8 protein-coding genes and 1 pseudogene are annotated in these 13,682 nt (G+C 54.2%); 4 read left to right on the forward strand and 5 right to left on the reverse strand.

The genetic code is table 11. From position 1 onward, the window contains the following. Nucleotides 1-517 (reverse strand): annotated as a pseudogene (locus tag CSE6_RS25395) (flagellin); the annotation flags it as partial. Between the two features lie 12 nt (nt 518-529). Continuing rightward, entirely contained in the window at nt 530-2,122 is a 1,593-nt protein-coding gene (locus CSE6_RS25400) for a hypothetical protein (protein WP_152668669.1), read from the reverse strand. Nucleotides 2,123-2,236: 114 nt separating this feature from the next. On the opposite strand from CSE6_RS25400, the gene CSE6_RS25405 reads away from it, so the two are divergent. Then, nucleotides 2,237-2,566 (forward strand): helix-turn-helix domain-containing protein, encoded by a 330-nt coding sequence (locus tag CSE6_RS25405; RefSeq protein ID WP_059441841.1) that lies wholly within the window; start codon nt 2,237-2,239, stop codon nt 2,564-2,566. A gap of 63 nt (nt 2,567-2,629) precedes the next feature. Here CSE6_RS25405 and CSE6_RS25410 read toward each other — a convergent pair whose 3' ends face one another. The 3 genes from CSE6_RS25410 to CSE6_RS25420 are packed head-to-tail and all read right to left on the reverse strand — an operon-like array spanning nt 2,630 to nt 8,704. Beyond that, nucleotides 2,630-3,817 carry a GIY-YIG nuclease family protein gene (locus CSE6_RS25410; RefSeq protein WP_059441842.1) on the reverse strand — a complete coding sequence of 396 codons (1,188 nt, stop codon included), beginning with the start codon at nt 3,815-3,817 and terminating at the stop codon, nt 2,630-2,632. Continuing rightward, nucleotides 3,810-5,930 carry a DEAD/DEAH box helicase gene (locus tag CSE6_RS25415; protein ID WP_059441843.1) on the reverse strand — a complete coding sequence of 707 codons (2,121 nt, stop codon included), beginning with the start codon at nt 5,928-5,930 and terminating at the stop codon, nt 3,810-3,812. Before CSE6_RS25415 ends, CSE6_RS25410 begins: the two co-directional genes overlap by 8 nt. Next, entirely contained in the window at nt 5,927-8,704 is a 2,778-nt protein-coding gene (locus CSE6_RS25420) for a DNA methyltransferase (protein WP_059441844.1), read from the reverse strand. Before CSE6_RS25420 ends, CSE6_RS25415 begins: the two co-directional genes overlap by 4 nt. A 264-nt stretch (nt 8,705-8,968) precedes the next feature. On the opposite strand from CSE6_RS25420, the gene CSE6_RS25425 reads away from it, so the two are divergent. From CSE6_RS25425 to CSE6_RS25435, 3 genes are all read left to right on the forward strand, one after another. Then, entirely contained in the window at nt 8,969-10,330 is a 1,362-nt protein-coding gene (locus tag CSE6_RS25425) for an SIR2 family protein (protein WP_059441845.1), read from the forward strand. Continuing rightward, nucleotides 10,327-12,429 (forward strand): ATP-binding protein, encoded by a 2,103-nt coding sequence (locus tag CSE6_RS25430; RefSeq protein WP_059441846.1) that lies wholly within the window; start codon nt 10,327-10,329, stop codon nt 12,427-12,429. The genes CSE6_RS25425 and CSE6_RS25430 overlap by 4 nt, the downstream gene beginning before the upstream one ends. 227 nt (nt 12,430-12,656) lie before the next feature. Continuing rightward, nucleotides 12,657-13,682, forward strand: a 1,026-nt coding sequence (locus tag CSE6_RS25435) for an ATP-binding protein (RefSeq protein ID WP_193751180.1), incomplete at its 3' end; no start/stop codon positions are given.

Here is a 13,682-nt window from a genome sequence, read left to right on the forward strand (position 1 = left end):
AGCCATAGGCACCAAGGTTCGGCGCTTGCAGTGAAGGCAAGTTCACGCCAATCACTTCCCCGGCATTGGCGCCCACCTGAAAGCTCTGCGCCATAAAGCTGCCGTCAATCAGCTTTTGCCCATTGAAATTGCTGCTGCTGGCGATGCGAGAAAACTCCTGCAGCAGTTGCGCACGCTCAGAGTCCAAAGCTTGGCGGTCGCTGCTGGAATTGGTTCCGTTAGCTGCTTGCACCGCCAGTTCACGACTGCGCTGCAAAATGTCCATGAGCTTTTGCATCGCACCTTCGGCCACCTGGGACAGAGAGATCCCGTCGTTGGCGTTGCGGCTGGCTACGGCCATACCCCGTACCTGGGTGTTCATGCGCTCGCTGATCGCCAAGCCTGCAGCGTCGTCCTTGGCGCTGTTGACACGCAGGCCCGAAGACAGGCGCTGCATGGTGGTAGTCAAGCTCAGCTGCGAAGCACTCAGGTGACGCTGTGCAGTCAGCGATTGCAAGTTGGTGTTGATAGTGACCATGGTCAGCACCCATCAATTCAGCTGCAACACCTTGGGTTTGCAGCCGGGCAAGGTGGTTTGATTTCGCTCACGAATAGCCTGCATGATCTTTGTCATGTCCCCACCTTTCTCTTTGAAGTCCATCCATCCCTGCTGCCAGACTGCAGCCCGCTTGGCATTGAGGGAAGTGGCGTTGAAATCATGAACCAGCATTGGGTGCCGCAGCACCAGTGTTATCGAGGGATACTTCACATCAATGCTGATGAGATCACTGCCTTTGTAGGGCTCATAAGTGGCATTCAAGTCACGAGCAAAAAGCTGGAGGCTGTCTTTTGATGGGGTGGAAAAGACGCGGGTGATGTCTGAAACTTTGAGCTCACCATCAATATCTGACTGAACACCTACTAACGTTGGATATCCCGATTTGCTGGTGTAGCGCCCCACCATTCGGTATGCATCACAAAATTTTGGTTTCGTTTTGGCCAACAACTTTCCCAGCTCTGCATCGAATCTTAGGGCGTTTGTTTCAATAAAAGTCAATGGATTGGCAGTACTGTTAAATAGTCTTGTTAGGCTGCCTCCTTGGCTATGCCTGTCTCTGGAAACCTGTGGTGTTAGATATAAGGCAAGCGACACGGTATCAGCTGAGTGCTTATTGCCAAGTGCTTGATAAGCCAGCAAGTAGGCTTGTCGTAAATGGAAAAGGTTGATCTCTAGCTGCGAAGCTTTGTTGCTGCTCTTAATCCAGTCCATGGCTTCTTCAGCAAATCCATCCATGTCGCCTTTTTTGTACAGCGTTTCCAGCCGATTAGCTCGATCTTCTAAATCTGGAAATCGATGAGGGTCTGCCCGTAAGCCAGAGCGCAGGTGCTCTTTTAAGGACAAGGTTGGCTCCAATGGGACGCTCAATTTCTGCACAGAAGTGCCCACACAAATGCCATCTAAACAGATCGGCTTCAAGGCGATTTGCTGCTTGGAGCCAGTAGCCACCTTCTCCTGTATCGGCGATGAAGTCGACTTTTTGGCAGAAGAAACTGGCTGCTCAGCACGCCCTGACTGCTGGGTCTCGGTGCTATGGCTTGGTGGCTGAGGAGGTGCGGCAGGCGCTGGTTTTGCTACAGAAACCGCCAATGAGCTAGAGGGCGGGTTGGCTGTAATCGAAGTGCTAGGCTGTGATGGCGCTGCAGCCGGTGCTGTAGATGTCGTTGCAGGCTTGGCTTCAGGCGGCACAGTCAGCACCTTGGCCCCTGCGCTGTTCTGAGCAGGTGTGGCCCCATAAACCAGCTTCAAACGGATGGCGTGCACTTCGCCTGTGCTGGTTGCCACACGCAGCACCTTGATGGCACCCTTGGCGGCTGGAAATTTGCGCAAATCCACTACCCAATGCGCGCCCAAGTCATCAAAGGGAATATCGGGCGTGAGCACCGTGTACATGTACAGCGATGAGTCGGGGCTTTGCACCGTGCATAGCTCCGTGTCTGGGTTGCGGCACTCCGCGTAGTAATCGTGCACCTTCGGTGCCAGCTGAGTACTGCCACGAACACCCGCAGGCTGTGCCCATGCGCCCACAGTCAACCCCAACACCCCCAACGCTGCGCACCAGCGCATCCCCTCGTTCACCATCATGCGTTGTCCTTCTTATTGAGCTGAGCAGCTGGTTCGCGCCTCAGAAAACTACGTAACTCGTAGTATCGAGAATAAAGCATAACTACGAATCTCGTAGCCTTTTGAAGGTGCGAGATGTCCGACGCGGATGAACAATGGGGCGCGAGGCTCAAACAGGCCCGCTTGGCTGCGGGACTGTCGCAAAAGATGTTGGGGATTGAAGCGGGAATCGATGCATTCGTGGCCAGCACGCGCATCAATCGCTATGAGCTTGGCATCCATAAGCCAGATTTGCTGACTGTGCGCAAGTTGGCTCAGGTGCTGAAGGTGCCTGTAGCGTTTTTCTACGCCGACACTGACGATGAAATTGCCGAGCTGTTGTTCAGGTACGGAAAAGCTGATGAAGAAGCTCGCCTGAAAATTCAAGTGCTTCTTGCTGAGCAGCTGCCTCCGCAAGACATGTAGCAGTTACGTTTGCGCCATGCAGGGCATATCTAGCCCATGCATGGCTGCATTGTGGACAATGATTTACTGAGTCGTAACTAGGCGGGCTGATTGAACGTCGTACACCACATCGGTGAGCGTTCCATCCACGATCCGCAGCACAACCTCATCAATCACATGCAAAGGCACAAGAAACCATTCACGCGGCTTCACCGGCTTGCCAAAACGGTCTTCCAGGGTGAGGTCTAGTTGCGCAGCACCAAAAACGCGGTGAAACAGTGCTTCCAGCTTCACTCTGTTGACGTTGTGAAGCTTGTAGGTTGCGACAATTTCCACGCCAGCCAATAAGTATGTTGCTTGGTTTTCGGAACCCGCAATCCGAGTCTCAACCTTGCCCCCTGTCACCCCGATTTTGTGAATCAACTCGCGATGTTGAGCCACAAACGGATGCTCTGACTTGCTGCGCAGCACGTAAATCGTCCCAGAGTCGATATCGTCGGACTCAGCCTCGCCGCCAAACAGGGGCCCCATATCGGGGTCGGTCAGTCGCCTACCTGTATCGTCTTTATAGAGCGCACGTTGCAAAGAACGGAGCAGCAGGTTGCTTTCAGTACCGTTGGCATAAATAACTCGCAGACGCGCATCATTGTCCCCATTGGGGGCCTTGATCGTCTCACCGACCTCTGCCACATAAGCAAGCTGACCACCCAAAATGAAGTAGTTGCCATCGGCCACGCTGGCATCACGTCCGAAACGAAGCGTTTTCCGCACACCCGACTTCAGGTCCTGTTCAACCTGTTCAAACAATGGGCGGAATCGCTCAAAGTCTTCGCAGGCATTACGCTCAGCCACTTCCTCAGCAGCACGTTTTTCCACACTGGACCGGACATGCCGTAGCACAGTGATGTCGCCCGCTTCTGCCACGTCATCAGCAATACCCAATTCAGCGAGTAATGCGTCCTCGTCAAGCGCGTCAATATCTACAGCCGAGACCTCGTTGCCTTCGAGTAGCTTGGGTGTATCGAGCTCTGCCAGCAATGCGTGTGCCTCTGGCAACTTGCGTAGTTGATCTAAACGGACAGCGTAAAGCCGCTCAAAAATATCGCGTTCTTCACCATGCTGAGGTGCTCGACCATGAGTTTGATGAAAACGCAGAATGTCTTCAAAGCCAGCAACGATGCGCTCTTCGCGCGGGGTACGGCTGGAAGTTTTGAGCGGGGTAACCTCTACACCCAACGCATCCAGCAGGTCGTCATCATCCATATCAGCCATTGCTCAAAGCTCCTTGTGCCTGGGCAGATTTAGCCAATGCACGATAGCGCGCAAAAGCCGCCACGCCCTCGGCCATGCGCTTTTCCCAAGCATCGGCAGAGTTGATGTCCGGCAAGCGGCCACGTTCGTTCTTGAACTGCAAAGCTCGCTTGGAAAGGTCGCGCGCCTCTTCCTCAGTTAGGCTTACCTTCTTGGCGGCAATGGCAGCCTGTACCTGCCGCAGCGACCTCTCATCCATGGCCTTGGCAAGCACTGCGTAGGCAGCATCAAATGGGTTGATGCGGTCAATCAGATCGATGTCCAAGTCCTTCACATTGACAAATTTACGCACACCGTCAATCAAGGCGGTACTGCCCTGGCTACTGCCACCTCCGTTGGCGTCAGCTTGAGCTAAAGCCAATTTCGCCTGTTGAGTAATGTTCATTGCGGCAATGGCATGCTGGCGAATAGCCTCTTGGTCAGCATCGCTCAGTTCTGGGTAACGCTCACGCACGATCTTGCCCATGCGCAGTTGCGTCAATTCCTCGGGAAGCGTGTTTTCCTTGTCGAACAGGCCGCGTTCGAGTGCTGTCTTGTCTTGCAGAAAGCTTGTGACGACTTCGTTCAAGTCTTCCTTGCAAATTCGAGTTGCTTCGGGTGTTTCAGGCTTTGTCAGACCTGCAATCTCCAAGTGAATCTGGCCAGTGTCCTTGTTCACCCCAATGTTGTGTCCGCCTTCTTTATAACCCTCTTCACCATAGTCGAAGCCTTCTTGGGGACCGGCGTTCTTCGGCGTGAACTCGTACCGGGGCGCTAGAACCTGCTCCATCAACAGGCTGGCAGAAATGGCTTTAAGCATGTCGTTCACCGCCTCAGCCACGGCTGATTGCTCTGCGGTGGGTTCCGCGATCAGGTTGGTGAACCGAGACCGTTCTTTGCCCTTGGCATCACGGGTTGCGCGGCCAATGATCTGTACGATTTCAGTCAAGCTGCTGCGGTAGCCAATGGTCAACGCATGCTCGCACCAAATCCAGTCGAAGCCTTCTTTGGCCATACCCAGCGCGATGATCACATCTACATGGTCACGGTCGTTTTTATGGGCTGGGTCTTTCAACGCCGAAAGCACGCGCGAGCGTTTTGCCGGATCACTGTCATCGACAAGATCCGCAACCTTCAAAACACGGCCTTGTGGAGACTCCACCAAGTGGAAGCCGGTGTCGGGGTCCACGCCCTTCCATGTACCCAAACCATGCATGATCTCGTCAACTTCGCGCTGCTTGTCTTTCAAGCTCTCGCGCGCATTCACGTTGGGGATGTGGACGATGGTTTTGAGCGCCGGGTCGAGTACCTTGTTCACCGCATCAACGTAGGCCCCGGTATAGAAGAAGTAGCCGATGTCCAGCGATTTGAGCCACTGGTAGCCATTGAGCTGCTCATAGTAGGTGTAGGTCACCGTCTCGAACCGGGATTCGTCCTGCGGACCCAACACCGCCTCACTGTCTCCACGGAAGTAAGAACCCGTCATCGCTACCAAATGAACCTTGTCACGGGCAATGAAGGCACCCAGTTGGCTGCCCAGCTTGTTGTCTGGGTTGCTTGACACGTGGTGAAACTCATCAATCGCGATCAAGCGGTTGTCAAACGCGGTGATGCCTAGCTCTTCCACAGCAAAGCGGAAGGTGGCATGGGTGCAGACCAGCACCTTCTCATCGCTAGCCAGGAATTGGCGAACAGCAGCTACCTTGGATTTCGCCGTACGTGGCTCATCACCACCTGGGGCATTGCACAAATTCCACTGCGGGGCGACCTTCCAGTCCCAATAAAAACCGAACTGGGTCAGCTGCTCATCGGCAAAGCTGCCACCAATAGAACGCTCGGGCACCACCACGATGGCCTGCTTCAAGCCCTGGTTGTTCAGCTTGTCCAGCGCAATGAACATCAGGGCACGGGACTTGCCGGATGCCGGGGGAGACTTGATCAGCAGGTATTGCTCACCACGCTTGGCATAGGCGCGCTCTTGCATGGCACGCATGCCCAACTCGTTGGCCTTACTCGATGCACCAGTGCGTGCCGTGGTGATGGACACCGATGGCACGGTGTACGCATTGGTCGGGTTGCTTGCTTGATCGCTCATACGGTTTTCTTCCTCCCTCGGGTTGCCTTCGCAGCAGGCTTGGCCTTGTCTGCGGCAGTCATCTTGGTGTACAGCTCGAACAGTTTTTCCAACCGCTCTGTGTCGTTCTTGAATCGGCGACCGATGTAAATGCGCTCCAATACCTCATCGTTACGCTCATGGGCGTGACGCAGGTTGTCCGGCATAGTTTCCGGGTCGTACAGATCGGCGATGGTGGCCGGGAAGTGGGCTTCACGGGCCAGCAGGATGTCCTCAGCGCAGCGGGTGAGATCAGCCTTGCTTTGCTCAGTCAAGAGAGGTACGGGGAAGGTGTTCCAGCCTAGTGTGTTGGAGTAACGAAAATCCGTCTTCATCTTGCCGCAGACAGTGGCAATCCATACAAGGTGCAGGCGCGAGGCGATCAACGCCATATTCCATAGGGGAGCGTCGTAGAGCCCAAATGCTTCGGTAATGACCGAACGCTCTGGCAACAAGCCAACCGGAAGATATTGCCGATTCTCTGAACTGACACGCGGAACAATGATGGCACTAGTGTATTTTGGTGACCGAATTTCGACGAACCGGTGTGGGTGCTTGCTCCATGCCACAGTCGCAGGCTTGGAGCTCTTTGCCCGATCTTCTGCGACTCTCCGCATTCGCTCTTTAACGAAGGGGATCTTTTCTGCCTGGGTCAAATGCTCGTCTTCAATCCATAAGCAAAACCGTTGTACCCCCTGGATAAACTCTCTTGCACCAAAAATGGGTCGTACATACGAATGTGCCGCTGGCTCGATCTGTCCAGACTCCTCCCGTGAGAACAGCAGATGTCCACCGTCCTTTGCAAAATTTCCCAGCAGCATCTCTGAAACGTCAGACAAGGGACGATTTCTCCCAGCGACGTAAATCGCATGGCCAGCGGTCAGATACGGTGAGATCGATTCCACCTCACGAACCACATCACCATCGATCAGGCTAGCCGATGACTTGATGTCATTGCGGGTCAATCCGACAATGACACACGTCACCCCAGCGTTATGCGCAGCAAGATTGGCCCACTTGAAAGAAAGGACAGCAAAGCTCAGGTGCCCTCTGGCAAAGACGAGAGGCCAAAACTCGGCGACTTGCATGCCCTGGCACACGGAATTTGTAGAGACTAGGCCCGATGCCGCACCTCGAGTACGACTCAAATAGTCAGCCGCTTTGAAAATGAATCCGCAGATATAGTCGAATGATCGCCAGCGCGATGTCAGCTCGTCGAAGACGCTTTTCATATCGTCTTTCTGACTTTCGGACTGCTTCTTATCTCCTATATATGGCGGATTCCCACAGATATACGTTTCTCCGCCCTCGTTGACAAAGTCAATCTCAGCTTGATTCAACGGGCAACCAAACAGGTCATCAGCGACCACTTTCACACCAGTGCCTGCGGGCGGGCAAACGGACAACCAGTCCAATCGCAGTGCGTTGCCGCACACGATCCAGTTCTGAGCATCCAGCGGCAGAAACTCAGCCAGAGCATCCTTCTGACCGCGATAAAGCACATCACACTGGAACTCTGCAATGATGAGCGCCAGGCGGGCAATCTCCGCAGGGAAATCGCGCAGCTCAATCCCCCGAAAATTGGTCAACGGTATCTCGCTACGCATGTGCAGCTCATCTCTGCGCCGGTTGATCTCTGCCTCAATCTCGCGCATCTGCTTGTAAGCGATGACCAAGAAATTCCCCGATCCGCAAGCCGGGTCAAACACGCGAATGCGGGCCATGCGCTTGCGCAGGTTTAGCAGCTTGCGTTCGTTGTCACCAGCATCGACCAGCGCAGCTCGCAGGTCACCCAGAAACAGCGGGTTAAGCACCTTCAAGATATTGGGCACACTGGTGTAGTGCATGCCCAAGGCTCCACGCTCATCGTCATCAGCCACTGCCTGGATCATGCTGCCGAAGATGTCAGGATTGATTTCCCGCCAGCTCAACGCTCCAGCATGCATCAGGTAAGTGCGTGCCATACGAGTGAATCGCGGTACTTCTGTGCTGCCTGAAAATAGCCCTCCGTTGACATACGGAAAACCGTTGGCCCAATTGGGTAGGCGCGGATCAGCGTTGGCACGCTCGGCCACCTTGATGTTCATGGCACGAAAGATTTCAGACAGCACCTGATGGGTGTTGCTTCCGTCGCTCGCGCTCATTTGGTCAACCGTCTGGGTGAACAGGCCCTTACCGTTGAAGATGTCCGTGTCTTCGGCGAAGAAGCAGAACACCAGCCGCGCCATGAAGTGATTCATGTCGCTGCGCCGTTCTTCCTTGGCCCAGTCAGGGTTCTCACGCAGCAGTTCGACGTAGAGTTTGTTCAGACGCCCTGTGGCTCGAACGTCGATGGGATTGTCCTTGATCTCCTTGATCGTGGAGATACCTGCTAGCGGCAGCAGGAACCCAAAATGGTTGGGGAAGTCCTCAAAGGCACAGGCAATGGTCTCGCCGCTGAGCAGCTCTTCGGCTTCCAGCGTCTGACCGTCAGTTGCCAGAATGAACTTGGCTTTTGCCTTGCTCGTGGCGGGACTGTCTCGCAGAGTGTGGAGCATGTTGCCCACAGTGCCGGCATCGCACACCGCAATGTGAATGTTGTTGCGCAGGAGAACACCGCCAGGCACATCTGAGGTGTTGTTGTTTCCTGTGCGAAGACGCTTGAGCGTAGTTTCCTTGTTGCCAAAGGCAGCTAGGAAAGCGTAGGGAAATTCAGCAGCGTCAAAGGGTTGGGCAGCGAGATCCGATACGGCTGACTCGATTTCGACCGCATTCATGTTTTTTGGAGGGAGCAGTTCATTCTTTCGGAATGGTAGCGGCATTTGTGCCTGAACCTACGGCGGTTGCGTGCATTCCGCAGCTATCTCATTGATTTAAAAGCCCCAGCCTAGACCCTGCGTCCTGATCATGCCCCACCAACAGTCAGAAGGGACTTGAGCCTGTGAAGGGGGTGCCTGGGCCACCTGAACTCCACCCTGAGCGACTGATCGCAAAATGCAGTTTTTCTGCTGAACTAAGATGGTCGTTCTGAGGGAGAGAAAATGTCGATAAATACGCTCAAGACTCGAGACGACCCTAAGCCACTGTCGTTCACGGCGGATGGTGAGTCATTTGAACTTCTGAATGGATTGCAAACTTCTTGGCTAAATGGTGAAAAATTTGGTCATAAGGAACTTCGCAATCGAATTGAACCTTGGCTGACATCGCTGTTCCAGTCAGAACATCTGTCGCTGCTTGCCGGATCGGGGTTGACCCATGCAGTGCATTACTTGGCCACCGGCAAAGGTGCTGCTGGCATGGGGGCCTTGACACTGAGTAACCATCAGGCCGAAATCGATCAAGCTGCAGGAAAGGCTTCTGAAGCGGCTGGGCGCGAGAAGGGAAATCTGGAAGATCAACTACGCGTTGCCAACGAATTGCTGCGTGGCCTAGAAATTCTTCAGAAGAACAGCGAGTCCGAGTCCCTGCGCAAAGAGCTTCAAACTGGCATGAATGCCTTCGCTCAGTCAATCCTGGCGAGCGAGGCAGGCATTGCCACTGCAGGAAACGATAAGCGTGAGCAGGCATTCAACACCCTTGTCACCTTCCTGATGAGTTTCGCCTGTCGAACAGGTGTGCGTGACCGCCTAAACATTTTTACTACCAACTATGACCGGTTGATCGAAGTAGGGGCTGAGTTGGCTGGCTTACACCTGCTGGATCGATTCTTGGGCAAGCTGATGCCAATCTTCCGGTCATCACGGCTGGATCTGGACATGCACTACAACCCGCCCGGTATCCGTGGTGAGCCTCGCTATCTGGAGGGTGTTGCGCGCTACACCAAGCTGCACGGCTCTGTGGACTGGATGCAGACGGGCAAAGACATTCGCCGTATCGGTTTGCCGTTTGGGGCCGCCAGTGTTGAGCCTTATTTGCAGGCACCTGGTCTTTGTGGAGCGTCAGCGCACGAGCTAATGATCTACCCCAACGCCGCAAAGGACAGGGAAACCGCTGACTACCCATATGTGGAGCTGTTCCGCGACCTTGCGGCTGCGGTCTGCCGCCCGAACAGTACTTTGGTGACCTACGGCTACAGCTTTGGTGATGAGCACATCAACCGGGTCATCCGCGACATGCTCACTATTCCTTCAACGCATCTGGTGGTGATTTCTTTCGACGACCCACTGGGCCGCATCTTGCAGACCTATCAGGAATTGGGGCGCCCATCTCAGATCAGCCTGTTGATTGGTCCTGCTTTGGCAGACCTGACTACTCTGACTGAGCACTACCTGCCCAAGTCTGCTATCGACAAGACCACCTTCCGTATGAGCGAGCTACTGAAACAGCGCATGGGGACAGAGCCATTGCCTGCCAAGCGCTCAATGCCTGAGTCAGATGCTTCTGACGGGAGTGATCTGATATGAGCTTGTCACCACTAGCCTACGCCGACTCGCTACGCATCGGCACTATCGACTTTGTCTCGCCCGATGAAATCAAGGTATTGCTCGACATCGATGCTCCCGATGGCGTAGCGCTCAATACCGGAATGCCACGTCCTTTCCCGCGTATCAACGGCTATGTGTTGATTCCCAGCGACGATGGGCATTTGGTCGCTCAGATTGAGTGGATTACCATCGAGCGCTCGCAATATCCCAAGCTCAAGGGAGTGCACGACTCTGGCCTAGTGGATTTGCCCTATCCTATGCGCAAGATGAGCCTCAACCCGCTGGGTGTACTGGCTTACGAGACCAAAGACGTGGATGGTAACTACGTCTATCGCTTCCGACGCGGTGTCGAGAGCTACCCGACTGTTGGTGATGCTGTATTGTTGCCTACGCAAAACCAACTTCGCGCTATCGTGGAGTCCGGCGATAACCGCCATGTGCTGATTGGCACCAGTCCATTGGCTGCGAATGCTGAGGTCCGAATTGACCCAGATCGCCTTTTCGGCCGACATCTAGCAGTGCTGGGGAACACCGGCAGTGGAAAGTCCTGCTCAGTTGCAGGCTTGATACGTTGGTCAATGGACGAGGCTCGCAAAGCGCGTGGTGGGGCTGACCCCAATGCACGTTTCATAGTGCTCGATCCTAATGGCGAGTACGCCAACACCTTCCGCGACATGAGCCAGGTGAGGGTTTTTGCCATCGAGCCCGGAGCGGGTGTTGAACAGCTGCAGATTCCACTGTGGTTCTGGAACAGTGCCGAATGGGGAGCCTTTACCCAGGCCAGTGCCAAAACCCAGCGTCCAACCTTGGTGCAGGCACTGCGATCGGTTCGTGATGGCGTCTTCGGCGTCTCCGTGACGCCTAGCCATGAGATGCGCCGCTATCTTCGCACGCTGGTCAGCATCACTCAAATTGAACGGAATAGCGGCAGTCCATGGGACAAATTTCCAAAGAACAAAAACTTTCTGGAAAAGATTCGCAAATGGCAAGAAGAGCTGAAAGAAGACGACAGCTTTACAGTGACTGAAAAACAGGCGCTGACCTCATTTAGGTCTGAGATTCTTACTCTTTGCAAAGCCCGCGAAGAAAGGAACAGTCACCTCGACTTCACGCTTGGCGAGGTCAATAGATTACTGGAAAAAGCAAGAAATGCACATGCTGCATTTGGTGGCAGCGACACCGACGTCCTGCCCATCGACGCTGATGTGCCGCGCCCCTTTACTGGTGACCAGTTTCTCCGCAGCGTTGAAGCCACTGCGGAGCTGCTCGGCGTCTCAGAGTACGTTGAGACGATGCAAATGCGCATTCGCACACTGCTCTCCGACAGCCGCATGAAGATCGTCTCGGGCGTAGCCCAAGACCTCACGCTGGAAGACTGGCTGCGCAACTACATCGGCGATAACCAGGCATCCAACGGTTCAGTTACAGTCATCGACCTCTCGCTGGTACCCGCAGAGGTAGTGCACGTCATCACGGCTGTGATCGCCCGCATGACACTGGAGGCGCTCCAGCGCTACCGCAAGCTACACCATGGCAAGACCTTGCCCACCGTGCTAGTGATGGAAGAAGCGCATACCTTTATCAAGCGCTACCAAGATGACTCAGAAAACCAGAGTTCAGCTGCAATCTGCTGCCAAGTATTTGAGAAGATTGCCAGAGAGGGGCGTAAATTCGGCCTAGGCTTGGTGCTGTCCTCACAGCGACCAAGCGAGTTGTCGCCAACCGTGCTGTCCCAATGCAACAGCTACCTATTGCACCGTATTAGTAACGACCGCGACCAGGCACTGGTTCACAAACTGCTTCCCGACAACCTGCGCGGCCTGCTACGTGACTTACCCTCGCTACCTTCTCGACATGCCATCCTGCTCGGCTGGGCATCGGAGTTGCCTGTCTTAGTTCAGATGAACGCGCTATCTGAGAATCAACGACCAAAATCGGATGACCCTGATTTTTGGGCGGTGTGGTCGGGCAAGGACAGCTCTGGTGAGACGCTCGAACGCACGGTAGATTGGAAAACGATTTCAGATGAATGGCAGCAACTGCGCACTCAGGAGCAAAACTCCACTGGATCAACATGAAACTGATGCAGTGCGAAGAAGCAGCCGTTCGAGGGGCTCGCTGCGAGCCCGGCAGGCAAAAGGCTGAGTTATAGGTAGTGGTCAATCCAACACATTCGCTACTGTTTGAGCAGGCGGCATGACGGAACGCCTACTAATTTATGCCGTCATCAAGGGGCGTTTATGTATTCCGCCCCTCAGCATCGACTATTTAACTAGCGACAATTACTTGAGCCGAGGGACTTCAAATGGCGAAAAAGAGTTTTGACCTCAACATAGAAAAAATTTTGGAAAACTGGGAAGTTCGCCATGGTATTCGGGAAGTTATAGCCAACGCACTCGATGAGCAGATATTGACGGGCACTGCGCCGGTAGTGATTGAAAAGCGTGACGGCTCCTGGATCATTCGAGATGAAGGCCGTGGCATTCGATACACCCATCTCACCCAAAATGAGAACCAGGAAAAGCTCGATAGCCCACTTGTGATCGGTCGATTCGGCATTGGGCTGAAGGATGCTCTAGCCACTTTTGAGCGCCATGGCGTCAAGGCCCAGATCAAGTCCAAGTTCGGGACCATCTCGACCCACAAATCAGCAAAGCATGGATTCGGCGATATCCTTACCCTGCATGCCATCATCGAAGATCCGTTGGATCCGACATTTGTCGGCACAGAATTTCAACTTGAGGGAGTCGAAGATAAGGAAATGGAGGCCGCAAAGGCTTTGTTTCTGAAATTTTCCGATGAAGAATTGCTGGCAACCACGCGATTTGGCCAGATTATCAGCCGTAAATCAGGCCCAGGTGCGATCTACATCAACGGCGTGAAGGTCGCGGAGGAAGCCAATTTCCTTTTCTCCTACAACATCACTCAGCTCAGTGCGGCGATCAAGAAAGCCATTAACCGAGAACGCTCTCATGTGGGCCGCACTGCGTACTCGGACTCGGTCAAAAAAATCCTGCTAGCCTCGACCAATGGGGATGTCGCCCGTACGTTAGCCGAAGACATCTCCCGTTTCCAGTTGGGTGAAATGCACGACGAACTGGCGTGGATTGATGTGCAAGAGCACGCAGTACGGATCCTCAACGCCCAGGAAAAGGTGGTGATGGTGACCGCGTATGAGGCGATGCGCTTCCCCGACCTGATAGACCAGGCTCGCCAAAGCGGCAACACGATTCTCACGATTCCCGAAAATCTCCGAGCCAAAATCGCCGATTCGGTAGATATCGAAGGCAATCGAATGGTGGACATCACGCAGTTCACCGAGACCTACAAC

This window comes from Comamonas sp. E6, from assembly GCF_001010305.1.
Taxonomy (GTDB): domain Bacteria; phylum Pseudomonadota; class Gammaproteobacteria; order Burkholderiales; family Burkholderiaceae_C; genus Comamonas; species Comamonas thiooxydans.

Coding starts and splice junctions, on each gene's coding strand:
- CSE6_RS25400 (WP_152668669.1), bottom strand. CDS start 2,122: ATGATGGTGAACGAGGGGATGCGCTGGTGCGCAGCGTTGGGGGTGTTG.
- CSE6_RS25415 (WP_059441843.1), bottom strand. CDS start 5,930: ATGAGCGATCAAGCAAGCAACCCGACCAATGCGTACACCGTGCCATCG.
- CSE6_RS25405 (WP_059441841.1), top strand. CDS start 2,237: ATGTCCGACGCGGATGAACAATGGGGCGCGAGGCTCAAACAGGCCCGC.
- CSE6_RS25430 (WP_059441846.1), top strand. CDS start 10,327: ATGAGCTTGTCACCACTAGCCTACGCCGACTCGCTACGCATCGGCACT.
- CSE6_RS25425 (WP_059441845.1), top strand. CDS start 8,969: ATGTCGATAAATACGCTCAAGACTCGAGACGACCCTAAGCCACTGTCG.
- CSE6_RS25410 (WP_059441842.1), bottom strand. CDS start 3,817: ATGGCTGATATGGATGATGACGACCTGCTGGATGCGTTGGGTGTAGAG.
- CSE6_RS25420 (WP_059441844.1), bottom strand. CDS start 8,704: ATGAATGCGGTCGAAATCGAGTCAGCCGTATCGGATCTCGCTGCCCAA.